We start from the raw sequence: 22,987 nt of genomic DNA on the forward strand, positions 1-22,987 counted from the left end.
TTGACTATTGCCATCAGCGTTCTACCCTAAGAGAGATGCGATCGCTCCTGCTGCAGCCCAAAAAGCGATCGCCATTTGCGTTCCTATCCCAAGCAATGGCAATTTTAAAGTTTAATCCACAAGATGACAGCGATTACATTGAGCCTAGTCATAATGAAATTTACAACTGATAATAATAATTTCTGTTTCTGTAATTTTATAAACTAAGCGATGTTCATCATTAATGCGTCTTGACCAATAACCCTTGAGTTGATGTTTTAAGGGTTCGGGTTTACCGATTCCAGAGAAAGGATGGCGCAATATGTCGTCAATTAAATCAACGATTTTTTTATAGAGTTTTTTGTCTTCTATAGCCCATTCATTGAATTGTTTAAAAGCTTTTGGATCAAATACTATATTTTTCACGCCATTCTTTTACAGTAATTGTCACTAAGTTTTCTTTCTTTTCTATTCTGTCAATAGCTTCGGATAATTCACGCTGATTGGCTTCTGTTGAAAGAAGATATTCGGTTGTATCGGGTTCAGGATCAGATACTAAAATAATGATATCCACATCTGTTCCTTCTTCTAGTTCCGCAGAATAAAGCTCTATTTTTCCTTCTCTACCAACAATTCCTTTCTGTTTAATCGCTCTAATCATGATTTTTTCTCTTAAGATGTCAAACAATTATGGCTATTATATCAAAATCAGCATGAGTTAGAACTAATGAAAAAAAAGCGATCGCCATTTCCCAAAAATTGATCCTTCCCAAAGCGATCGCCCTTGGCGTTCCCATCCCAAGCAATGACAATTTTAAAGTTTAATCAACAAGATGACAGCGATCGCACTACAAGATCGGCAATCATAGTTCAATTCCATTGATCCAAATTTCATACTCGCTTATATCAACTTCATCATTCCAAACGATTCCGCTACCTGATGGATCAAGTTGAAAGTTTTTAAAGAAAGCATAGTTTTTAAGGGAAGAAAACATCGTTTTTTCTAGTAGATTTTCACAGTTATATTTTCTAGCTTGATGATTAGAAAAATGCACCAATAGAGTATAATTTTCAATGATTTCGGCTGATGTTATTTTGGGGTAAAGCATTGTTTTATTTCAAAGGTGGTAATTTATTAAATTCTTGAGTGTTCCACATTTTCAATAATTCTGATTGATAGATTGTTGCCCATTCTACAACCATTTTTGTAGCTCTATTAGGTAAGTCTCCTTCAATGATTTCTAAGGTTTCCAGATTAAATAGGGCGTTATATTCTCCATAAATCGCATGAAAATGGGGAGGTGGATGATCGGCAAAAAAGATTTTAATGATAATTCCATAAAATCGAGTAATTTCTGGCATAAATCTATTTTTATAAGTCTTGCTTTATGACAAAAATATTATAACAAAGCTTGTTGGGTTTTGTTACCTCGACTTAAACGACAAGATCAGCAATCGCACTCCTCATCCCCAAAAAGCGATCGCCAGTGACGTTCCTATCCCAAGCAATGGCAGTTTTAAAGTTTAATCAAGAAGATTACGGCGATCGCACTACGTTCTTCGGCATCCCACTGACAGCTGCCATCAATGTGCATGGTGCGTTCCCCAAAAGCGAGCGCTTTGTAGCAGGACTTGCATTAGGGAATGCACCCTACGGCGATAGCTGCTGCTTTCTGCTACGGGTAATGTATGTATAACGTTGGCAATCAGCGGCTCGCGACCTTGGACGATCCACACCGCCCGATTTTATCGCGAGTCCGCTGCATTGCGTTGTTCGCCGATGGGAGAATCGTCAATCCGGTAGTGCTCTACGGACAGCTTTCTTCCGAAAGCCTCCATACCGGCGGGAATCACTGGTGTGTTCCATTCCGGCCCTGCGAAGGCGACCAAAGCATCTTCGTCGCGCCATCGGGTGATCATGGAATACGTGTTGGGCGCCCATCGAGTAGGCATCCCAATCTCGCACGAAAGATTGCCGGGGGCTCGCGTGACTGCATCGACGGACAGGGATCGAAACCCGGCCTCAAAAGCGGAACGGGTTGATGGATCAATCTCGACACGAAAGATGCGAAGAATCATGGCTGGTTGGCGAACTACATATTATACAGAAACTTTCTGTATAACAGTCCTCAGAGTAACGATAGGTGGAAACTTTCGGCATACTGCTCCATTTTAGCGCAATTGCTGGAACTTTTTCCCATATCATACCCAAGAGCTTATTAGCCAGATTAAACAACCTCTTTTAAGTGGATTCCTAACAACAAGCTCAAATAAAATAGACTTTTCGGGAAGTGTAGCACTAAGTCTTCAATCCACCCGACAATTAACTAATTTTCGGGGAAAAAGTGCCTAAATTTTGCCACCGGCTGGCACTTTTTGAGGACAAAAAGTCCAAAAGTTTTATCCCACAAGGTTTTTAAGTAGATAGGTATTAAAAACTTTCAGATCCCCCCGCCTATCGGCACCCCCCTTATCAAGGGGGGCAGGGGGGATCAAACCTAAAATCCATTTTTAATTTAATTATAACCAGCTACTTAGCTCTATGCAGCCAACCCTATTTATTGGTGTACCTGCAAATGAAGGACATAATGACCTAAAATCAGGTTATCTGACCATAATTCGTACTCTAGACGCAAATATTCGGGGAAATTATCCCCCTCTAATTTGAGACTACGGGTATAGTTGCGGACGCGAAAAGCGTAACCCGGTTGAGAACTTTCGGCATTTAACCAGTAGCGACTGACACCAAAAACCCCTTGCTCCCAAAAATGACGATAGGCGAATTTTCCCTGGCCCTGCATGGTCATAATTACCCGATTGGCTGAAATTTCTAGCCAAATTAATTTATTTTGATTATTTTTGGGTTTAAGTGTCTCTATTTCTGGGAGAGCGACTGGGGGTTGATTGAGGAGAAGATGAAACCGGTGGCGATCCTTTTGGTAGAGGGTAGCGGCAGTGTCTAAAGAGGAGAGGATGGGTAGATCTGTCGAGAGCAGACAGAAGGAAACGGGACGGCGGTGATGGGCAAGCATAGACTAGACTTAATGGTGTCCTTATCTCCACAATAGTCGATTCTCTGCCCACCGCTACCGGCACCGGAAATTTTTTTGAGAAAAAATCCAGAAAACACTTGCATTATTGAGGGACTTATGATTATAATTATTAATTGTGAGTAGCCTTCCTCGGTAGCTCAGTGGTAGAGCGGTCGGCTGTTAACCGATTGGTCGTAGGTTCGAATCCCACCCGGGGAGTTAATCAAAAATAGCAGCGGCAATAGTTTTTTGTTGCTGCTTTTTGCTCTTACTAGAGAATTTCGTTGATCGCATTTTCTGGACCGACTAGAGAAATGTAAGGATTTTGAAAATATTTACTGGCTACCGATCGCGCTTGTTCGGGGGTAATCTGATTAATAGAATCCAGGAAAGTGCGATCAAATTCAATCCCCAAACCTAAGCTTTCATACCAACCGTATAATTGAGCGATTTCGGAGTTAGTTTGTTTACCGAGAGCATATTGACCCAATAACTTATTTTTAGCTGACTGTAACTCCTCCTCACTCAAAGTTACTTTATATAACCTTTCTGCTTCCTGACGCAATCCCGACAGGGCCATCGCTGTGTTTTGGGGTGCAGTTCCGATATAAATGACAAATTGGGAAGAATCGAGACGGGTGGGATAAAAAGCGGAAACATCGTAGGCTAATCCCCGTTTTTCTCGCAATTCCACGAATAAACGACTAGATAACCCATTCCCCAGATAGGTACTCAATAATTTTAAAACCGCATAATCATCCTCTTGCACAGAAGAGCCGGGGTATCCTAACATAACGATCGCCTGTTGACTAGCTTGGACGGTAGTTAAACAGGTGGGCTGAAAATCAAAAGCGGCCGGAGGTAAACTAGATAAAGGAAGATCGGGAATTGACCAACTGCCAAAAATTTCCGTCACTGCTTTTACTGCTTGCTCTAGGGTAATACGGCCAGAAAGACTAATTACCAAGTTATCGGGACGGAAAAAGCGACTATGATAGGCCAGCAGGTCATCCCGTTGCAATTGCGAAACCGTTGCCTCCGTACCTAATAAAGACATACCATAGGGATGATCTGGGTACATAGCGGCGCGTAATTGATTAAAAGCTACATTAAAAGGCTGTTCCAATTGAGAGCGAATACTTTGACGGGTGAGATTTTTCTCTAATTCGATTTCTGGGGGGGGAAAACTGGGAAAACGAATAATTTCCGCCGCTAGACGCAATATATCTAAAAAATCCTTGGTAACAGTCTTTAAACTAACCACAAAATAATCAGTCCCCGTGTCTGCACTTAAACCGGCCCCCGTGGACTCAACGCGATCAGCAATTTCTAGGGAAGATAACTTTTCTGTACCTTTGGTGAGCAGCACGGCTAAAAGACGAAATAAACCCGCTTTTTCGGTTTTTTCCCAACGAGTACCCGCATTTTTGAGAAAAATCCTCCCTGCAACTAACTCCACGGCCGTATTTTCCACCACTAAAAGGGTGATGCCATTTTCTAAGGTTAAGCGGTGAATGGGGGAAGCGGACATCGTTTATTCACAGGGTTGCATTATTGTAATAGCATATCGCTCCGGGGAGAGATACTGACGAGCCAGACGTTGTAGATCTGATGGTTGCAAACTTTGGATAACTTGGGGATAGATCGTGGCTAGGTCGGCAGCTCTCAGGGTTTGATAATATCCATAGAGTCCGGCTAATTGGCCCGGGGTTTCTGTGGAGAAAATATAATCGTTAGCTAATAACTGTTGAGTGCGGTGTAATTCTGCGGGGGTGACGGGATCATCGTGCAGATGTTGGAGATGTTCACAGATAATGCCTTCAATTGTCTCAGTTTCTGAGCTAGATAGCCAAGCACCGATGGTAAAGAGACTGGAATCTCGTTGCAGGGAAAAATTACTGTTAATATCGAGGACGATTTGCGCTTCTTCCCGCAGCTGTCGCACTAAGCGCGAACAGCGTCCCCCGGCAAGAATTACCGAAATCAAGTCTAATCCAAAGGCATCTTCTAGGCGATCGCATCCTGGTCCAGTCCATCCCATCAAGAGACGAGAATGTTCTAGGTGGGGTAAATATACTTGGGAACGACGAATTTCGATCAGGGGGGGTTCGGCAGCCACTAGATGGGAGGGGGATTCCGAGGGGACGGGAAATTCCCGAAAAGATTGCCGGATAATTTCTAAAGCTGGTTGGGGTTCAATTCCCCCGATAATCGCCACACACATATTTTCTGGTTGATAATAGGTGCGATGGAAACAGCGCATTTGATTGGGGGTTAATTGCTCTAAACGGGGTTGATCGCCTAGAATAGAGCGTCCGTAGGGATGGTTTTGATAGATACTTCCGCAGAGGGTTTGGTAGGCAATCCAATCGGGATCATCATAACAGGCGCGTAATTCTTCTAAAACTACATCTTTTTCCCGATAGAATTCCTCATCGTCAATCTCAGCATGGAGGAGAATTTCGGCCAGATGGGGTAGGGTATGTTCAATTTGGTCAACACTGGTGGTGAGATAGAAGTGTGCATAGTCGTGACTGGTGGCAGCGTTGGTCATGCCGCCACAATTTTCGATTAAATAGTCAAAGAGTCCGGGGGGAAGTTTTTTCGTCCCCTTAAAGATCATGTGTTCGAGAAAATGGGCCATACCTAACCATGGGTCGGGTTCAGCGATCGCACCTGCTTTAACCCACACATCTACTACCACCACAGGAGTCACGGGTAAGTACTGATGAATTACGGTTAAGCCGTGATCTAATTGCCATACCTGAGCGGGAAAAGAACTCGTTTGACACTGCGCTATCGACTTGATCAATGTCCGTTAACCAGATTTTTTGTTAAATTCTATACCTAGGTTATCTTATTCTCTTGCCTGTGCAACCATTAAAAAACTTTTGTCATGATTTCTAGATAATTCCGCCAAATATCGGCCTTATCAGTGATCAGTGATCAGTGATCAGTTATCAGATGTGAGTTTTTAGTGAAGAGTAAGACAGCCTTTCCCGTAAAGGTGAGGCACAAGCTGATCTTTGCTAATCAAGTATTTCAGCTGCAAGAACGAACCTCATGTATCTGAGAAAAGCTGTAAGTGAGGAGTATTAAATAGCATTAACAGTGCTGTCTTTTCACTGATTACTGATTACTGATTACTGTTCACTGTTCACTGAAAATACTTCCTACTAACTAAATGACTGAGCAAGATACTGACTGGATAGGGTTGATGATCGGCAATTCTCGGCTACATTGGGGGTATTTTCGCGGTCAAACCCTGTTAGCTTGTCTCGATACTCCCCACCTGAGGGAACCCCCAAGTAATGAATTTTTGCAACAAATTTTCCCTAAACTCTTGACAAATAAATGTAACTGTGAATTGGTTGTCGCTTCTGTGGTTCCTAGCCAAAAAGAATTATGGGCAAATTATGACAATTTACGGATAATTACTTTAAAAGATATTCCTTTACTGGATTTATATCCGACATTCGGCATCGATCGAGCTTTAGCTGTCTTAGGTGCGGGAAAAAAATACGGATTTCCCTGTTTAGTCATCGATGCGGGAACAGCCTTAACTTTTACGGGAGTGGATGGGGATAAAAAGCTAGTGGGGGGGGCAATTTTACCCGGGTTAAAGGTGCAATTAGCCAGTTTAAGGGAACGGACGGCAGCCTTACCAGAGGTGTCCTTATCGGAAAGATTACCCCAGATGTGGGCAAAAGAAACAGCAGAAGGGATAAGAAGTGGGATAATTTATACAATTTTGGCGGGAATAGAAAAATTCAGTCGGGAATGGTTAAATTTATATCCAGAGAGCGGGATAATTTTAACGGGGGGAGATGGGGACTTAATTAGGGATTACTGGCAAGAAAAGGCCATTAAATCGCTCCTAGTAGATGAGACGATCATTTTTCAGGGAATTGCCGCAGTTAAGGGAATCTCCTCGGGTTTAATTGACAAAGGCGAACCTATCTAGTAAAGTCGGAGAAAGTTTTCTCAACTTGAGAAATTTCTGAACAACTAGGCAAAAAATTCAGGATATAGTTATGGCGATCGTTCTAGTAACCGGTTCTGCTGGTTTAATCGGTTCCGAATCAGTGAGGTTTTTTTGTGATCGGGGTTATACCGTCGTTGGAATTGATAATAATATGCGTCAGGTATTTTTTGGCGAAGACGCTTCAACGGAGTGGAATCGAGCCAAATTATCCCAAGATTACGGGGATAAATACATTCACCATGCTGTAGATATTCGCGATCATGAGGCTATTGCAGATATATTTAAAACCTATAGTCATGATATATCCTTAATTATCCACACGGCGGCGCAACCTTCCCACGATTGGGCAGCTAAGGATCCCTATATGGATTTTAGTGTCAATGCTAACGGAACTTTAGTATTATTAGAAAATACTCGTCAACACTGTCCCCAAGCAGTATTTATTTTCTGTTCCACTAATAAAGTTTACGGGGATAGACCGAATGAATTGCCTTTAGTAGAAAAAGAATTACGTTGGGAAATCTCGGAAAGTCATCCTTATTTTGCTCAAGGTATTGACGAGTTGATGAGTATTGATGCTTGTAAACATTCTTTGTTCGGTGCCTCAAAAGTGGCGGCGGATGTATTAGTACAGGAATACGGGCGTTATTTTGAGATGAAAACTGCCTCTTTTCGTGGCGGTTGTTTAACCGGTCCAAGTCATTCGGGAACCCAATTACACGGGTTTTTATCCTACTTAATGAAATGTACGATGATTGGCAAAGAATACAGTATTTATGGGTATAAGGGTAAGCAGGTACGCGATAATATTCATAGTTACGATCTGGTCAATGCTTTCTATCATTTTTATCAGACTCCGCGAGTGGCAGAAGTTTATAATATCGGTGGTAGTCGCTTTAGTAATTGTTCCATGTTAGAAGCTATTCAAGAATGTGAAGCGATTGCGGATAAAAAGTTAAAATGGCAGTATGTGGAGACTAATCGCATTGGTGATCATATCTGGTGGATTTCTGATGTGAGTAAGTTTAAAAATCATTATCCTGATTGGCAGTTAACCTACACAGTAACAGATATTCTCAAAGAGATTTTTAGTCAAAACGTTAGCCGTTGGTTATAGTAGATCATTAGATTACTATGTCAAAACTATCTGGGTCTGTGCGTCTATGGGTTTAAAAAACTGGAGATGGTCAAATATGCTTGCTTTTAAATCATGGACTGAGAAAATATTATTGTTAATTTTTGCAGCTTGCTTAATCCATAGTTTTTGGGGGATTAGCAGAGGCTGGAATAATCCTTTGATAGATGCTCACGCCTTTCGTCAAACTCAAACGGCCATCTCGGTTTTTTATTTACTCAAAGGTAGTCCTTGGTTAGCCTATGAAACCCCTGTTTTAGGAGTGCCTTGGTCAATTCCGATGGAGTTTCCGCTCTATCAAGGAATAGTGGCTATTTTAGTTAAGCTTTTGCAGACACCGATAGATCAAACTGGTAGATTTGTGAGTGCTTTTTTCTTTTATTTAAGTTTGATTCCTATATATGTAATCCTATCTTATTTACAAGTAGCGCGAGCTTTCCGTTGGCTGTTTTTGAGTTTATTTTTAGCCAGTCCTCTTTATCTGTTTTGGTCGCGAACATTCATGATTGAATCAACCGCCCTATTTTTCTCTTTAGCTTATCTTGCCTGTATTGCTGTTTATTTTCGCTATAAATCGCCAATTATTGCCTTACTAGCCTGTCTTTGTGGAATCGCTGCCAGTCTAACTAAAGTAACGACTATGGCTGGATTTTTAATTTTAGCTTCTGTCTGGATAGGTGCTAATTGGTTTAAGAAAGAGTCATCTCGTAACTTAGCGAGAGATTTATTGATACCGGTCGTTGTTTTTATAATCATACCCTTCCTTATAGCCAAAATTTGGGTTAACTTTACCGATGCCCAAAAGCTACTCAATCCCATGGCAGCAGATTTTATCACCTCGAAAGCTTTGAGAGATTGGAACTTTGGAACTATCGCTCAAAAATTATCTCGGTCACAGTGGAGAAATTATCTAACTAGGACTCTAAATGACGTTTTTGGCGGATTGATAATCAGCGTTATGGCTTTAGTAATATTACCAATTTTCACCTCAAAAAAGTTACTAAGTTATGGCTTAAGTTTACTATTTATATTGACAGTTGCCATTTTTACCAATTTGCATTTTGTTCATAACTATTATCCCTATGCTAATGCTATCTTTCTCCTCGGTGCTTCTGGATTTACCATCATGGGATTAATAGAAAAAAAACGGAAAATTTGGCAGTCTGTAGGCTGGTTTTTCCTAGCTTTAATTTTGTTATCACAACTGCAATTTTATCGAGCTTTCTGGCATCCTAAAACAAAATTTTATAGTATCAATTACTTAGAAATTGCCTCTCAAGTCCAAAGTATTACTTCTCCTGATGGTGTTTTGTTAATCTACGGAGATTATTGGAGTTCATTGATACCCTACTATAGTCAACGTCGTGCCTTAATGATTTATAGTGAAGCAAGTGAGGAAGAATCAAAAAATGCTCTCTATAAGTTATCAAGAGCTAATTATCAAGTTGAGGCGATAGTTTTTTGCCGCAAAACAAAAGAAAACCGAGAAGATAAAAAATATTTAAATAGCCTGTATAATCCTAATGACAAGCCCGTTTTTTCTAACAAACATTGTGATATATACACAACAAGACACGGTAAATAAGAGATAATTATCTGTAATTTATATTGAGTTGAGTTCCTTATGTTAACTAAAATCTACAATAATAAAATTTTTCGATTTCTCATTGCTGGGGGAGTGGCATTTTTAATCAACTTATTCTTCATTTATTGGTTCATTGACGACTTAGGATTTAATACCCCATTTCTGAAGAATGTTGCTAATGTTATTTCGATAGAAATATCTTTAATTGCTAGTTTCTTTATCTATAGAATCTGGGTGTGGACTGGGGGAGATTGGACAATTAGAGATGTAATTTTGATACAACTTCCTCTCTATCATCTCTCGGCAGGTTTAGCAGTTTTACTGCGAGTTTTTTTGGTATTTCCATTCTTAAACTGGCTAGGAGTTAGCCCCGGAGTTAACACAATGATTGGGGTTTTACTGGGTGCTGGTATTAATTATGTCGCCAGTGATAGCCTAATTTTTAAACCTAAGAATAAGACTAATGAGACAGAAATGTACTATCCCGAAGGATTAGCACCAGCTTTCGAGATGGACGGTTACTCTCACCCACGTCAATCAAGGGATAACTATGCAGTAAAAACCTTATCAATAATTATCCCTGCTTACAACGAAGAAGATTGCATCGAAAGCACTGCTCACTTAATATCCGAACGTTTAGAACGGGATAAAATTGATTATGAAATCCTAGTTGTTAATGACAATAGCAAAGATAACACCGAAGCAGTTCTGCAAAAAATCAACCAAGAAAATCATCGGATTCGCTACATCAATAACTATTATCCCAACGGTTTTGGTTTTGCGGTACGCTGTGGATTAGAAAATTTTAGCGGTGATGCAGTGGCAGTAGTAATGGCAGATAATTCCGACTCTCCCGATAACATGGTGGACTATTATTATAAACTCCAAGAAGGCTACGATTGCGTTTTTGGTTCTCGTTTTATCAGGGGAGGAAAAGTTATTGATTATCCCATACACAAGTTAATCGTTAATCGTTTGGCTAATCTCTTCATTCAAGTTTTATTTGGGCTAAAATTTAATGATACCACTAACGCCTTTAAAATCTATCGTAAGGATGTTATCGAAGGAATCTCACCTCTACTATCTCACCATTTTAACTTAACAGTAGAGATGCCCTTAAAAGCAATCGTGCGAGGATATTCCTACACGACAATTCCCATCACTTGGCGCAATCGTACCACGGGGATTTCCAAGTTAAAACTCAAGGAAATGGGCAGTCGTTATTTATTTATAGTTCTCTCTATCTGGTTAGAAAAACACCTTTCTAGAGGCGACTATAAGCGCAAACGGAAAAAAAATCAAGTTGTTTGATAATTATCATCTAGTGGAGTATTTTTGATGACTAGGCAAGTGTTAATTACTGGTGGTGCGGGTTTTGTGGGTAGTTCTTTAGGTTTAGGATTAGCCCAACGTTATCCCGATTGGAAAATTATCGCCTTAGATAACTTAAAACGTCGCGGTTCCGAGTTGAATATTCCCCGTCTTAAACAGGCGGGAATTGAATTTGTTCATGGAGATGTCAGAAATGCGGAAGACTTAGAAGCAGCCGCTTTGCCAGTGGATTTAATCCTAGAATGTTCGGCAGAACCTTCCGTTTTAGCTGGTTATACTTCTCCTGGCTATGTTTTGCAGACTAACTTAATTGGAACGATTAACTGTTTAGAATTAGCTAGACAAACCCAAGCAGATTTTATTTTTCTCTCCACCAGCAGAGTTTATCCTATCGCCTATCTTAATCAATTAAACTATACAGAAACAGATACTCGTTTTCAGTTATCTGAACAGCAAGATTTACCTGGGGTTTCTGCTTTTGGTATCAGTGAACAATTTCCCTTAGATTTGCCCCGTTCTCTCTACGGTTCCACTAAGTTAGCATCGGAATTGATTATTAATGAATATGGGGATGCCTACGGATTAAGAACTTTAATTAATCGCTGTGGAGTTTTAACCGGTCCTTGGCAGATGGGAAAAGTTGATCAGGGAGTTTTTGCCCTTTGGGTAGCTAATCATTACTTTCAGAAGTCCTTAAAATATATCGGTTATGGGGGTACAGGGAAACAGGTTAGAGATTTTCTTCATGTAGCTGATTTACTCGATTTAATCGATATTCAGATTGCTAATTTAGAACAATTCAAAGGGCAGACTTTTAATGTGGGGGGTGGGCAAGATTTTTCCTTGTCCCTTTATGAAACTACAAAACTATGTCAAGAAATCACGGGCAATAGTATAATGATTGAGGCAATTCCCGAAAATCGCACCGGAGATATGCCAATTTTTATCACTGATTCCCGCAAAATCAGTTCTATAACTGGATGGCAACCCCAGCGAGACGGTAGAAAATTAATCCAAGATATCTTTGATTGGATTTATAATCACGAGAAGGAATTAAAAGGAATTTTTTAACTCAAAAATTATGCAAAAAAAATCTCTCGATTTACCTGTATTCGTCAAGGGAATACTAATTATTATTACTGCCTACTTTTTTCTGGCAAATTTGCCTATTATTGATCGGTTAAAAAGGGGCTTAGATGCTTCTTGGGCTTTTGCTATTAGTGATGCTGCCCATAAACAGTTAATTTTTGGCCAAGATATTATCTTCACCTATGGACCCCTAGGCTATCTGATTCATGGCACATCTTTAAATCACAACTTTTCCCAAATTATCTATTTTCGCTGGTTGATACACCTTTGTCTATTAGCAGTAGTTATTCTCAGATTATTATTTATTAAGGACTATAGCAATCAAATAGTTTTTGTGCTGTCAATTATTTTTGCTACTCTAGTAGGAAATCCCTACAACAGTATCGGCTTTACTGTTGATTATCAGATGACACTTATCCTCCTGATACTCATGTCTTTTGATAACTTTTTTCAAAAGTACATCAATTATTTAGCTATAGCTATTGGCATGATCACTGGGTTCTCTATACTCACCAAACTAACTCTAGGAATTTATCTAGCAGGCAGCCTGTTTATCTACATAATCGTTAATATTGTTCGGGGATATTTTCAGAAGTCACCATCGATAGTTATAAAAAATGTTCTCGCTGGTATTAACTTAACTTTAAGCATTCCTTCCATTGCCTTTATTTTTCTCTATCCAGCTGCCTCTAACCGAGCCTTTATCCACATTATAGTTAATTTTTGCATTGCTGGAGGAGTGGCTTTAACTCTCTGGTTTATCGTCAGATCTGCCCGCCTATCGGCACCCCCCTTATTAAGAGAGGCAAGGGGTATCAAAGGCAGAATCTATCTTCTATTTAATCATAACCACTTACTTAACTTCTTACCTCTGTTAGTATTTTATGGGCTTTATGGGTTACTTCTTATCCAAACAATTAATCTAGATAATTTTCCCTCTCTCATCGGATATTTAAGCAATTCTTGGCAAATTTCTTCTGGTTATTCCAGTGCGATGAGTATTGTAGGAAATTACCCGCGTTTACTAATTGCTTTGCTCTGCTTTGCCTTAAGTTTGCTTTTAATGTCTCTGGCAATTATAGACCAAAAAATTAGTCTGGCTATTGCCTATATTTTTCCCATATTTTTATCATTTAAGCATGGATTTGTTCGGCAAGATGCTCACGTTGTTGTTTTTACACTTGTGGTTATTGTCTTAGCTTCTCTCTATACAATAATTATTAAAAAATCTCGGTTTAAGAAAATTGCTTATTGTGCTTGGGGAATAATTTTTTTGGGATGTATTATTATCACCTCTAGTCCTAATTGGACTATATTGGAAAATGCTCACCAGTGGAGTAATTTCAGTCCCGATAGAGTGGTTAATAATATCGGGGTTGTCATTTCCTCTATGCTTAATCCCAGAGAATTAAAAATGCGAGGTGAAAGGAGTACAACTCAAAATTTACAAGTCATTGCTACCGCTACCAAAATACCCGATTCTGTGCTGGGAAAAGTGCAAGGCAAAACTATTGATATAATTCCCTGGGAATTTTCACTGATTCCGGGCAATCAGCTTAATTGGAAACCGCGGCCGATTATTCAATCCTATTCTGCTTATACAGAAAAACTGGATGAACTAAATTACCAAAGCTTATCTAAATCTCCCAGAGATTATCTGATTTATCACTTTCAATCTATTGATCGCAGACATCCTTTTTTTGATGAACCTAAAGCCTTTTCCTATGTGGTTTGTAATTATCAACTTGACTCGGTAAATTCACCCTTCCAAGTCCCCGCAATCAAAACCAACTTTTATCTTCTAGAAAAACAAAAAGTCAGTCGTTGCATTCCAACCCCTCTAGGAGAGACTACTAATGTTACTTGGGATCAAGTCTATGAATTACCTACTCGTAATAGTGGGATTACTCGTGTTCAAGTTAAATTTGAATATTCTTGGTTCGGTAAAATAATCAAAAAAATATTTAGAATCCCTCCCGTGATAATTAACGTTAATTATCTCGATGGAACTCAAGCCAATTTTCGCTTTGTTCAAGATAATTCAGCTAATGGAGTTATCCTTAGTCATTTACCGAGAAATGATCAGGAATTAATGGCATTTTTTCAAGGAAAATTACCACCACAAGTCAAATCTTTTAGCTTTTCTGTCAGTAATCCTCTGCTATTCTCCCCAGAAATAAAAGTAACGCCTTTTTGGGAAGTTGAGACTGGTTCGTAATCTTTCTTGAACCTTGAAAAGCGGTTAATATCTCTGGAAAATGGAGAATAGGGAACTCGAATCCCTGACCTCTGCGGTGCGATCGCAGCGCTCTACCAACTGAGCTAATTCCCCAGATATAGACCATAATAGCATTTTTGAGCAGAAAATCCTAGGAACTGGCAAGGGCTCGAGGGGTAAAAAATCGAGCGGCTTGCCTCTGGAAAACTTTAAAATGAAAAAAGTAATCTTGAGGATGATAACCAATGGCGATACTACGCTTAGAGAATGGGACAACCTATACCCAGTTAGCCGATATTAGTCTGGAATTGGCCAAATTAAATGTTACTTTAAACTATTGGCCGATCGAAAACGAGGCCACCCGTCAGCTACTTAAGCAAGCTTCTCTGACTGACGAAGAAAAAGAAATAGTTTTAACCAGCTTAGACGGTTATTTTGAGCAACTAAAGCAAGAAGCGGGTTATCAAGCTAGAGATTTAATCGTTTTACACCCTGAAATTCCCAATCTCGACACTTTACTGGCCAAATTCGAGCGCTGTCACACCCACGCTGACGATGAGGTGCGTTATATCATTGATGGGGAGGGGGTTTTTGGCTTCGTCTTTCCCGATGGTTCTCAGGGGGAATTAACTATTCAACCTCAAGAATACATCAATGTTCCCGCCCATAGCGAACACTGGTTTCACCTCACTGCCAGTAAACGAGTTAAAGCAGTGCGTTACTTCACCACTACCGCCGGATGGGTTCCCGAATACACGGAAACCGTTATTCGTTTTCCTAGTTTAACAGCCGTGTAGCTCTTGGTTTTAGGCGATCGCTCTCCCAGTAAGACAGATAAGTTTTGCGGGGATGGCAACGCTGGCAGCCACAATCTGTTAAGCGGCAAATTTGTCCTGTTGAAAATCTCCCGTCTAGTGCCTAGCTTGACGGGAGATTTTCTCAATTCGGGGGATTGGCGTGATAGATTTAGTCTAAGCCGAATTGATTGCCCCGTTTGTACTGTAAATAGGCGGCAACGAACAAACCCGCTAGGGTAATGGGAATTAAGCCTAGGACAATCCCTAGCACTAAAGGTTCAATCACGTCTGTACTCCTTGGATTAGCAATTTTTCACCCGTATTTTATCGTAGCAGGGGTTGCCCGCGAAAGATAGGGCGATCGCACACACTGCTTAAATAGGGTTTGCTGAACAAGTTTTTCGTGGGGTAGTGGGGTAGTGGGGTGGTCACTGCGTGCGCGTTGCGGGGGGTAGTGGGGAATTTAGCTGAAATTTCCCTAAATCCCTATCTCCCTAAATCCCTGTTTCCTGACGAACAACTCCCCAAAAGGAAAACTTGCCATCTCACCATTAAGATAACTGCTGTACTCTAGGAGCGATCGAGAAAAAATTTTCTCAATTTGCCTTTACCCCAAGAGCGATCGATTTCGTGCCAGAGATTGTGGAGACAAAAAACCACTGCGAGACAGAGAGTAACCGCAAGGATTTGAGAGAAACTTTCCCTTTGCCAAAATTTGGCCATTGCCTCCGAAATCACCCGCGTTACCCGATAAGCTTCCAGAAAACCCTCGATCGAGCCGAGAATCAGTGCTGCTAGGGTATAAACAAAGGTTCGATACAGAACACTAACGTAACGGGGACGATTTTCTAACCATTCTAGCTTCATGGCTGCGTCGAGAATGGCCACGGTTTTTGCGGCAATGATCGCTCCTACGATCGCTTTACCCAACACGTAGGTGGTAATCGAATACTCTTCCAGAAATAATTTCATGATCAGAAGAATATAACCGAAAGCCAAGAAAAAAAAGAGGGCAAGAGAACCGATTTTTTTTAATTCCTTTTTAAGTGCTTCCATTTATTTTTATTGATTTTTTTTGATATTTTCTGCCAAGATAGCGGCCGCGTACCATAACTATAAGCTATAGTTAATTATTTGTTGCAGCTATTCTCCCATCTCCGGCAGAAAGTTTGAGCGCTGATAACTAAACTGATGCTTGAAACTAATTACGGCTTGATTGTCGATAAAATGAGGATTACCGAGGGGATCGATGGCACTGAAAGCGTAGAAATAACGGCGTGCTAGGGGCGGAAAATCGCTAAAATCGAAGATTGTGTCACCTTGGGCCACATCTGCCCAAAAATTGCGTAATTTTGGGGCTAATTCCTCCGCTAGACTCATGGGAAGATTGAGGGGATGGCAGGTTAACAAACGCATCATAAAAGGATAAGAGCGATCGCCTAACCATTGCCGAGAAATAGCGGGTAAATTCTCCCATCCGGGTATATTTTGCAGATGAAAGGATTCTATGGCTAATTCTCCCGTGTTTTCGCAATATTCTAACACCCGGTAGGGATGGGGATAACTGACGAGAGAACCGGTGGTAATTTCATAGATACCTCTAGTAAAAGCCAGATCCTGCACGTGGAGATGGCCAGTAATCAACAATTTTACGCCGTTTTCCTGTAGTATATCGAGCAGTTCTACCGCATTAGCCAACATATAGCGTTTACCTAATTCATGATTGCTTTGTCCGGGTAAATGCTCGATAACATTATGATGGATCATTACCATCACTAGATCGTTTTTTAGCGATGGTAAAATCTGTTTTAACCAATGCAATTGTTCTGCATCTAAACTGCCAATTTGTTTACCTTGCTCATCAAATTGATTAGAATTAAGACCGATTAATTGCACTCCGGGTAAAATTTCTTTTTGGTAGTATATTTGTTCTGGATCGCTGTAACCAAATTGTTGATAATAAAAGGGAAAATCTCCTAAACCGATCTGGTTTTCTGTTGCGGTTAAACTCAAAACATCATGATTACCCGGCACCACATAGACGGGAAAGGGTAAAGTGGCTAAACAATCGGCTAACCAACGATGATTTTCTGGTTCACCATCTTGGGTTAAATCGCCAGCAATCAGCAGAAAATCGAGGTTAAGGGTGATGAGATGGTCTAAAACAATTTTTAAAGCGGGAATACTCACTTCCACCAGATGAAAGCGATTAGAATGGTTCAAAATGGTTGTGGGTAAAGCGATATGAGGATCGCTGAGAATGGCGAAACGGAAATTCATCGCATTCAATTGGGCTAAATATCGGTAAACTAGATCGATCGAGGAGAAATGAGGAGAAAATATCTTTGGCTAAAGTTCGCGTTCGTCAGCACGTCAATCCCTTAAGTCATAAATATCGCCATCCGATCGCTCCCCCCGATTGGAATCAAGTTTATCAGGATATGACGCAACCTCTCCATCTTGATATTGGTTGTGCGCGGGGTAAATTTTTGTTACAAATGGCCCAAGTATATCCAGAAATTAATTTTTTGGGGATTGAAATTCGTCAACCTTTAGTAATTGAAGCGAATCAGGAACGGGAAAGGTTAGGATTAAAAAATCTCGCTTTTGTTTTTGGCAATATGAATGTTACCCCAGAAATTTTACTGCAATCTTTGCCCGCAGATAAGTTATTTCGGGTGTCGATTCAATTTCCCGATCCTTGGTTTAAACAGCGTCACAGTAAGCGTCGGGTTGTGCAGCCGGAATTAGTCATAGCTTTGGCTAAGTATATGGTAGCTGGAGGCTGGGTTTTTTTACAGTCGGATGTGGAATCGATCGCCCTGGAAATGACGGAGAGATTTCAAGCACATCCCCATTTTGTTCGGCAACATCAAACCCCCTGGTTAGCGGAAAATATTTTCCCCGTACCGACGGAAAGGGAAAAGTCCACTTATAATAAGGGTCAACCGGTTTATCGCTCGCTTTTTCGAGTTTGGTAGCTTCAGCTAAAATATCTTGGCACTGTCTGAAATCATGGTTATAAATCTCGACTCACCCCTAATACTTGAGGAGAATAATCGCCCTCCTGTATCTCAATTGTTAGAATTTCTCTTAGCAACAGAAAAAAACAATAAAAAAACTAAAGAAAATCTTACTTTTGAGGCTTTAGTCGGTACTTGGCGATTATACTTGATCACAGGAACTCAAAAAGCGAAAAAGAGAGCGGGAATTGTTTTGGGTAAGGGGCGCTATCTCCCATCCTGGTTAAAAATTACCATCTCTTACCAAAGAAATGAGAGCTTAGAACTGGGAGAATTTGTCTCTGGAACCGTCAGCAATCAGATATTTTTAGGGGCAGTAAAACTATCTGTAAGCGGTCCGGTTAAGTTTTTTCCTAAAACCCGTCTTCTTGCCTTTGATTTCACCCGGCTCAACTTAACCCTATTTAATCGCTCTCTCTATTCAGGTTTTATTAGAAATGGCCAGGTAAGCGAAGCTAATTTTTATCAGGAAAGCATCAAAAAACAGGCATTTTTTGCCTATTTTCTGATCACAGAAACAATGATAGCAGCCCGGGGACGAGGGGGAGGATTAGCCCTTTGGGTAAAAGAGGTAAGTGAGACAAAACTAGCTGAAAAATAATTTATTAGAGGAGAAATAGATGGGATATTCTATCGATGTAGATGGGACAAATTTTGACAGTGAAGTGATCGAGAAGTCCTATCTAAATACAGTGATTTTAGACTTTTATGCCCTGTGGTGTGGACCCTGTAAATTGGTAAAACCGATGCTAGAAAAACTGGCAAGCGAATATAATTTTATCCTAGCCAAAATAGATATAGATAAAAATCCTCAATTAGCCGAACAATACGATGTAGAAGGAGTTCCCGATGTGCGAATTGTCAGCAAGGGAGAAGTGTTACCCTGTTTTGTCGGTGCTTTGCCAGAAGAACAAATTAGAGACTTATTTTCCCGTCTCGATTTACAATCGGAATTAGAAACAGGATTAGCAGAAATCAAAGAAGCGATCGCCCTCGATAATTTGCCCGCAGCTAAACAATTATTTGATCGTCTTTTCCCTAAATATCCCAACGAACCGCGATTAATTATTATGGCGGTAAAATTTCTCATGCGTCTGGAAAAATGGTCAGATGCCTATCGATTAATCAGTGCTATTAAAGAGGAAAATCCTGTTATCAAAGGTTGGAAAACTCTCCTAGAATTTCAACAGTTAAAACCAGAAAATAATCCCCTCGATCCGATATTTTTTACTGGGATTAATTTCGCTTTAAAAGAAGATTATGCCGCCGCTTTAGATAAACTGATCAGTCTGGTGGAAGAAAGTAGAAAATATCGTCAGGATGGGGCAAGAAAAGCCATGTTAGCCATATTTCAGATTTTGGGAGTTAGTCATCCCCTCACCCAAGAATACCAAGCAAAGTTAACATTTCTGCTCTACTAAGTAGGGTTTACTAAAAAAGTTTGTTGGTGGGGTTAGGAGTCAGGAATCGGTCAGAACTAAAGCAATTACCCTGGTAATTTCAACAAATCTATTCCTCGAATTTCTGTTGATAATTGCCAGGGAATTGCTAGAGACAAGACAGTTTATTTGTGGCGAATCATTTCATAGAGGGCAACGTATTCTTCCCCAGGGCCATTCCAAGAGTAATCGCATTCCATGCCTTGGATCGCTAATTTTTGGAATTCTTCCGGTTGAGTGTACCACAATTCTAATGCCCGGGACATGGCTGATTCTAGGGCATTATTATCGGGATCAAAAAAGACAAAACCATTGCGTTCTTCGGGTTTGTGATAGGTATCATAATCGCGATCAAAAACCGTATTAACTAAACCACCAACTCCCCGGACAATGGGAACGGTTCCATATTTTAAGCTGATTACTTGTGTCAGTCCGCAGGGTTCAAAATTACTGGGAACCACAATCATATCGGCCCCCGCATAAATGAGGTGAGATAATTCCTCATTAAAGCCCAATTCAATATGGACATCAGGGTTATTATTTAGGTGATTTTTCTCATGCCAGAACCAGTTATTAATTAACGATTCGGTGGCGGAACCTAAGAGGACAAATTGCGCCCCGCGAGCTAAGGCATAATACATGGCATGGTGAACTAAATGTACGCCTTTTTGGTCATCTAAACGACCGACATAACAAATTAAGGGTTTTTCTGGTTCATCTCTTAACCAGAGTCTTTCTCGCAGTGCCTTCTTATTGCGTGCCTTCTCGGAGAAGTTATCAATACCGTAGGGTGCAGGAATAAATTTATCTACTTCTGGGTTCCAGATATTGTAATCTAAACCGTTGAGAATGCCAGTAAATTTGTGTTGATGCTGGTGAATTGTATGGCCTAAACCGTAACTAACATCGGTGTGGTGTGCTTCCCAAGCATGGTGGGGTGAGACGGTATTGAAATAGTTGGAAAAGACGATACCACCTTTCATAAAATTAATCACAAAAGGATTGAAGTTATCGCGCATTCGGGCATAGCTAAAGTAATAAGAATCGTTATTTAATCCTGTTGCCCAGAGAATTTCTGCACCACCAAATCCTTGATGTTTAAAGTTATGGATGGTGTAAAGAACGCGCTGATTGCCCATACCATGATATTTATAAATTTCAAAAAGTAAGGGCGGAATTAAACCCGTTTGCCAGTCGTGACAATGAATTATATCGGGACGTTTATTACTTCTGAGCAAAAATTCTAAAGCGGCTTTAGAGAAGAAGGCAAAACGCATATTATCGTCTTTACAACCGTAGTAAGTACCGCGATTAAAGAAATTATCCCCCGAATTGGGTTGAATAAAGAAACACAAGCGCCCGTGTACCCAACCACAAAAAACGTTACAGTGAATTGCGCCACCGTACCAAGGCACCCACAGGTCCCGATAAGCCTCGTGTAAGCCCCAAATTTGGTCGTAGCGCATACAATCATACATGGGTAGGATTAGCTCCACGCAATGACCGCGAATTTCTAATTCTCGACTCAATCCATATACCACATCCCCCAATCCCCCAGCTTTAATCACTGGGGCGCACTCAGAGGCAACCTGAACTATATACATATATCAATAACTCCCTCGATTAATCTACAGGTCAGCTAGAAGCAATTTTTACAAAAGTATACAGTCTTCTGTGATTAAATGGCTCGATCGAATTAGTTGCGGGTTTGGGTGTTGGGGTAGTGGGGAGAACAAAGCTGCCTTTTGCCTTTTGCCTTTTGCCTTTTGCCTCCTCAATATTAACAGCGTTTTAACTGTCCTAGGAGCAAAATCACCTCATCGATGCCGTTTCTGAGGGTGGTGGCGGTTTTATCGCTGTTATTGACGGTTATGCTAAAGATTAGGGGTTGATTGTCGGCGGTTTCTAGATAACCGGCGAGAGCGATAACTCCGGTTAAAGTCCCGGTTTTTGCCTGTAATCGTCCTTCTAGGGGAGTCTGGCGAAATCTATTGGTTAAAGTGCCATCAATGCCGCCAATAGCTAAAGAACGACGATAATCAGGATTTTCTGCCATTAGTTGTAATATTTGACCTAAAGTATTGGGTTTAATCAGGTTTTGTCGTGATAGCCCCGAACCATCGCCGATTTTATAACTATCGCTGTTAATTCCCAGTTTTGTTAAAGTTTCTTGCAATCCCGAGACACCGCCGAGCATTTGTAGTAGGGTTTCGGCTAGTAAATTATCGCTATTTTTATTGACTTTTTCCACCAAATATGCTAGGGGTTCTGATTCTAAATTTGTGATTTCATCGCCGAGAATTTCTGAGCTAATTTCGGCGGTTTTAACGGTAATTCCCGTTTTTTCGAGGATATTACGCCAGCGATCGAGGAAATACTCCGAGGGTTGGGGAATAGCTAAATTAAAATCATCTTGACTATCAATAGCCAGAGAACCAGTGATAATCAGGCGATTATTGGCTAAATTGCCCTTAATTGCCAAAGTATTCGGGGTTCCTTGCGCTGCAGTGCTGGTTTGATTCTCAATTAGCCATTGTTTAGCGGCAATGGGATCAGACCATTGTAAATCTAAGCTTTGCCCCAATTGTCGCGGTAAAAGCCTTAAAGTGACGGAATTTTCGTTTAAAACCAAGCTAGAAGCACTAACTGCGTAGTCAAAAAAGACATCTTCCCATTCCCATGTTTTTTGACTATCGGAGACGACAAAAGGACTAGCAACGACAATTAAACGAGAAATTGAGTTAATTCCCCTTGCTTTTAACTTTTCTGCTAATTTTTCTAACTTTTCTGTGGTTATGGTTGCATCTCCCCTCCCGACTAAGGTTAAAGTCTCTAAATCGGGGGGGTTGCCTTGGGCTAAAATGGGGGTTTTCAGACGATAATCGCGGTTAAATTTGCTGAAAGCGGCAGCAGTGGTTAATAATTTCGCAGTAGAAGCGGGAGTAAAAAAGTTATTTTCGTGGAGACTATAGAGATTTTCTTGAGAATTGAGGGATTTTACTAAAATTCCCCAGTAAGCGCCTTGATAATCGGGTCGGTCTAAAATGCGATCGATCTCGGTGGCTAAGTCTGCTGGACAGATAAACTGGGAAGGGGGGGAATTGTCTTGACTGATGGGGGTTGCGAGGGTGACGGGATGGTTTACCCAGAGAAATAGGGAACAGGTCCCCAAGAGAAAAGATAATTTCGAGCAGCGTGTTAGCATAGAATTAAATCTTGGCAGTAGGTAGGCGTTAAAAATTATCAGATGCCCCCCTTATTAAGGCTATCCATTAGTCACATCTTTCTTAACATAAAATTTGACAAAAAGAGAAAAGTGTGCAAGATGGCTCAAGGGGGTTCTATGGGGGGACTAATTTGATGAGATAGTTTC

Annotated in this window: 23 protein-coding genes and 2 tRNA genes; 11 read left to right on the top strand and 14 right to left on the bottom strand. The window is 40.6% G+C overall.

All coding sequences use genetic code 11. The features are described from left to right. Positions 1-144 precede the first annotated feature (144 nt). The 6 genes from H6G40_RS12605 to H6G40_RS12630 all read right to left on the bottom strand — a co-directional run bounded on the left by H6G40_RS12605 (position 145) and on the right by H6G40_RS12630 (position 3,011). Positions 145-405 carry a Txe/YoeB family addiction module toxin gene (locus H6G40_RS12605; protein WP_002735847.1) on the bottom strand — a complete coding sequence of 87 codons (261 nt, stop codon included), beginning with the start codon at positions 403-405 and terminating at the stop codon, positions 145-147. Beyond that, positions 386-640, bottom strand: a complete 255-nt coding sequence (locus H6G40_RS12610; RefSeq protein WP_016516668.1) for a hypothetical protein — start codon at positions 638-640, stop codon at positions 386-388. The genes H6G40_RS12605 and H6G40_RS12610 overlap by 20 nt, the downstream gene beginning before the upstream one ends. A gap of 202 nt (positions 641-842) precedes the next feature. Beyond that, positions 843-1,088: a DUF2442 domain-containing protein gene (locus H6G40_RS12615; RefSeq protein WP_002737254.1), complete on the bottom strand. Its 246-nt coding sequence runs from the start codon at positions 1,086-1,088 to the stop codon at positions 843-845. A gap of 4 nt (positions 1,089-1,092) precedes the next feature. Beyond that, a complete protein-coding gene (locus H6G40_RS12620; protein ID WP_002736965.1) occupies positions 1,093-1,341 on the bottom strand; it encodes a DUF4160 domain-containing protein in 249 nt (82 codons plus the stop codon). Between the two features lie 384 nt (positions 1,342-1,725). After that, positions 1,726-2,058 (bottom strand): antibiotic biosynthesis monooxygenase family protein, encoded by a 333-nt coding sequence (locus H6G40_RS12625; protein WP_002798459.1) that lies wholly within the window; start codon positions 2,056-2,058, stop codon positions 1,726-1,728. Positions 2,059-2,537: 479 nt separating this feature from the next. Then, complete coding sequence (locus H6G40_RS12630) at positions 2,538-3,011, bottom strand: hypothetical protein (RefSeq protein WP_190537750.1); 474 nt, start codon at positions 3,009-3,011, stop codon at positions 2,538-2,540. A 147-nt stretch (positions 3,012-3,158) separates the two neighbouring features. On the opposite strand from H6G40_RS12630, the gene H6G40_RS12635 reads away from it, so the two are divergent. Continuing rightward, positions 3,159-3,230, top strand: a tRNA-Asn gene (locus H6G40_RS12635). A gap of 52 nt (positions 3,231-3,282) precedes the next feature. Here the strand turns inward: H6G40_RS12635 and H6G40_RS12640 are convergent. Further along, entirely contained in the window at positions 3,283-4,542 is a 1,260-nt protein-coding gene (locus H6G40_RS12640; RefSeq protein WP_190537752.1) for a M16 family metallopeptidase, read from the bottom strand. 3 nt (positions 4,543-4,545) lie between these two features. Then, complete coding sequence (locus tag H6G40_RS12645; protein ID WP_069474238.1) at positions 4,546-5,823, bottom strand: M16 family metallopeptidase; 1,278 nt, start codon at positions 5,821-5,823, stop codon at positions 4,546-4,548. Positions 5,824-6,195: 372 nt separating this feature from the next. Here H6G40_RS12645 and H6G40_RS12650 point away from each other — a divergent pair, with 372 nt between their 5' ends. From H6G40_RS12650 to H6G40_RS12675, 6 genes are all read left to right on the top strand, one after another. Next, positions 6,196-6,975 (top strand): pantothenate kinase, encoded by a 780-nt coding sequence (locus tag H6G40_RS12650; RefSeq protein ID WP_069474237.1) that lies wholly within the window; start codon positions 6,196-6,198, stop codon positions 6,973-6,975. A 70-nt stretch (positions 6,976-7,045) separates the two neighbouring features. Further along, on the top strand, positions 7,046-8,113 hold the full coding sequence (locus tag H6G40_RS12655; RefSeq protein WP_002737062.1) for an NAD-dependent epimerase/dehydratase family protein: 1,068 nt from the start codon (positions 7,046-7,048) through the stop codon (positions 8,111-8,113). A 76-nt stretch (positions 8,114-8,189) separates the two neighbouring features. After that, a complete protein-coding gene (locus tag H6G40_RS12660) occupies positions 8,190-9,716 on the top strand; it encodes an ArnT family glycosyltransferase (protein ID WP_190537753.1) in 1,527 nt (508 codons plus the stop codon). Positions 9,717-9,755: 39 nt separating this feature from the next. Continuing rightward, on the top strand, positions 9,756-11,027 hold the full coding sequence (locus tag H6G40_RS12665) for a glycosyltransferase (protein WP_190537755.1): 1,272 nt from the start codon (positions 9,756-9,758) through the stop codon (positions 11,025-11,027). 27 nt (positions 11,028-11,054) lie between these two features. Continuing rightward, positions 11,055-12,119 carry an NAD-dependent epimerase/dehydratase family protein gene (locus tag H6G40_RS12670; RefSeq protein WP_130757492.1) on the top strand — a complete coding sequence of 355 codons (1,065 nt, stop codon included), beginning with the start codon at positions 11,055-11,057 and terminating at the stop codon, positions 12,117-12,119. Positions 12,120-12,129: 10 nt separating this feature from the next. Continuing rightward, positions 12,130-14,355 carry a hypothetical protein gene (locus H6G40_RS12675; protein WP_190537757.1) on the top strand — a complete coding sequence of 742 codons (2,226 nt, stop codon included), beginning with the start codon at positions 12,130-12,132 and terminating at the stop codon, positions 14,353-14,355. Positions 14,356-14,396: 41 nt separating this feature from the next. Here H6G40_RS12675 and H6G40_RS12680 read toward each other — a convergent pair. Continuing rightward, positions 14,397-14,469 (bottom strand) — tRNA-Ala (locus tag H6G40_RS12680). Between the two features lie 131 nt (positions 14,470-14,600). Here H6G40_RS12680 and H6G40_RS12685 point away from each other — a divergent pair. Next, complete coding sequence (locus H6G40_RS12685) at positions 14,601-15,152, top strand: 1,2-dihydroxy-3-keto-5-methylthiopentene dioxygenase (protein WP_002736975.1); 552 nt, start codon at positions 14,601-14,603, stop codon at positions 15,150-15,152. Positions 15,153-15,321: 169 nt separating this feature from the next. Here H6G40_RS12685 and petG read toward each other — a convergent pair whose 3' ends face one another. The 3 genes from petG to H6G40_RS12700 form a co-directional block, all read right to left on the bottom strand. Further along, complete coding sequence (petG, locus tag H6G40_RS12690) at positions 15,322-15,438, bottom strand: cytochrome b6-f complex subunit V (RefSeq protein WP_002738052.1); 117 nt, start codon at positions 15,436-15,438, stop codon at positions 15,322-15,324. A 284-nt stretch (positions 15,439-15,722) separates the two neighbouring features. Further along, positions 15,723-16,208, bottom strand: a complete 486-nt coding sequence (locus H6G40_RS12695) for a hypothetical protein (protein WP_190537759.1) — start codon at positions 16,206-16,208, stop codon at positions 15,723-15,725. 87 nt (positions 16,209-16,295) lie between these two features. Continuing rightward, positions 16,296-17,432, bottom strand: coding sequence for a metallophosphoesterase family protein (locus H6G40_RS12700; RefSeq protein WP_190537761.1), 1,137 nt, complete (start codon positions 17,430-17,432; stop codon positions 16,296-16,298). Between the two features lie 65 nt (positions 17,433-17,497). Here H6G40_RS12700 and trmB point away from each other — a divergent pair, with 65 nt between their 5' ends. The 3 genes from trmB to H6G40_RS12715 are packed head-to-tail and all read left to right on the top strand — an operon-like array spanning position 17,498 to position 19,596. Continuing rightward, a complete protein-coding gene (gene trmB, locus H6G40_RS12705) occupies positions 17,498-18,133 on the top strand; it encodes a tRNA (guanosine(46)-N7)-methyltransferase TrmB (RefSeq protein ID WP_190537763.1) in 636 nt (211 codons plus the stop codon). A gap of 34 nt (positions 18,134-18,167) precedes the next feature. Further along, positions 18,168-18,776, top strand: coding sequence for a hypothetical protein (locus tag H6G40_RS12710; RefSeq protein ID WP_002737033.1), 609 nt, complete (start codon positions 18,168-18,170; stop codon positions 18,774-18,776). Positions 18,777-18,795: 19 nt separating this feature from the next. Next, complete coding sequence (locus tag H6G40_RS12715) at positions 18,796-19,596, top strand: tetratricopeptide repeat protein (protein WP_069474229.1); 801 nt, start codon at positions 18,796-18,798, stop codon at positions 19,594-19,596. 143 nt (positions 19,597-19,739) lie between these two features. On the opposite strand, the gene glgA is transcribed toward H6G40_RS12715, so the two are convergent. Both glgA and dacB read right to left on the bottom strand, forming a co-directional pair. Beyond that, positions 19,740-21,218: a glycogen synthase GlgA gene (gene glgA / locus H6G40_RS12720; protein ID WP_002737697.1), complete on the bottom strand. Its 1,479-nt coding sequence runs from the start codon at positions 21,216-21,218 to the stop codon at positions 19,740-19,742. A gap of 176 nt (positions 21,219-21,394) precedes the next feature. Continuing rightward, positions 21,395-22,819 (bottom strand): D-alanyl-D-alanine carboxypeptidase/D-alanyl-D-alanine endopeptidase, encoded by a 1,425-nt coding sequence (gene dacB, locus H6G40_RS12725; RefSeq protein WP_069474228.1) that lies wholly within the window; start codon positions 22,817-22,819, stop codon positions 21,395-21,397. Positions 22,820-22,987: the final 168 nt, after the last annotated feature.

The organism is Microcystis viridis FACHB-1342 (genome assembly GCF_014698335.1).
Lineage (GTDB): Bacteria > Cyanobacteriota > Cyanobacteriia > Cyanobacteriales > Microcystaceae > Microcystis > Microcystis ichthyoblabe_A.

Coding starts and splice junctions, on each gene's coding strand:
- H6G40_RS12695 (WP_190537759.1), bottom strand. CDS start 16,208: ATGGAAGCACTTAAAAAGGAATTAAAAAAAATCGGTTCTCTTGCCCTC.
- dacB (WP_069474228.1), bottom strand. CDS start 22,819: ATGCTAACACGCTGCTCGAAATTATCTTTTCTCTTGGGGACCTGTTCC.
- H6G40_RS12650 (WP_069474237.1), top strand. CDS start 6,196: ATGACTGAGCAAGATACTGACTGGATAGGGTTGATGATCGGCAATTCT.
- H6G40_RS12620 (WP_002736965.1), bottom strand. CDS start 1,341: ATGCCAGAAATTACTCGATTTTATGGAATTATCATTAAAATCTTTTTT.
- H6G40_RS12625 (WP_002798459.1), bottom strand. CDS start 2,058: ATGATTCTTCGCATCTTTCGTGTCGAGATTGATCCATCAACCCGTTCC.
- H6G40_RS12630 (WP_190537750.1), bottom strand. CDS start 3,011: ATGCTTGCCCATCACCGCCGTCCCGTTTCCTTCTGTCTGCTCTCGACA.
- H6G40_RS12700 (WP_190537761.1), bottom strand. CDS start 17,432: ATGAATTTCCGTTTCGCCATTCTCAGCGATCCTCATATCGCTTTACCC.
- H6G40_RS12655 (WP_002737062.1), top strand. CDS start 7,046: ATGGCGATCGTTCTAGTAACCGGTTCTGCTGGTTTAATCGGTTCCGAA.
- H6G40_RS12710 (WP_002737033.1), top strand. CDS start 18,168: ATGGTTATAAATCTCGACTCACCCCTAATACTTGAGGAGAATAATCGC.
- H6G40_RS12610 (WP_016516668.1), bottom strand. CDS start 640: ATGATTAGAGCGATTAAACAGAAAGGAATTGTTGGTAGAGAAGGAAAA.
- H6G40_RS12665 (WP_190537755.1), top strand. CDS start 9,756: ATGTTAACTAAAATCTACAATAATAAAATTTTTCGATTTCTCATTGCT.
- H6G40_RS12670 (WP_130757492.1), top strand. CDS start 11,055: ATGACTAGGCAAGTGTTAATTACTGGTGGTGCGGGTTTTGTGGGTAGT.
- H6G40_RS12685 (WP_002736975.1), top strand. CDS start 14,601: ATGGCGATACTACGCTTAGAGAATGGGACAACCTATACCCAGTTAGCC.
- H6G40_RS12660 (WP_190537753.1), top strand. CDS start 8,190: ATGCTTGCTTTTAAATCATGGACTGAGAAAATATTATTGTTAATTTTT.
- glgA (WP_002737697.1), bottom strand. CDS start 21,218: ATGTATATAGTTCAGGTTGCCTCTGAGTGCGCCCCAGTGATTAAAGCT.
- H6G40_RS12615 (WP_002737254.1), bottom strand. CDS start 1,088: ATGCTTTACCCCAAAATAACATCAGCCGAAATCATTGAAAATTATACT.
- H6G40_RS12640 (WP_190537752.1), bottom strand. CDS start 4,542: ATGTCCGCTTCCCCCATTCACCGCTTAACCTTAGAAAATGGCATCACC.
- H6G40_RS12715 (WP_069474229.1), top strand. CDS start 18,796: ATGGGATATTCTATCGATGTAGATGGGACAAATTTTGACAGTGAAGTG.
- H6G40_RS12675 (WP_190537757.1), top strand. CDS start 12,130: ATGCAAAAAAAATCTCTCGATTTACCTGTATTCGTCAAGGGAATACTA.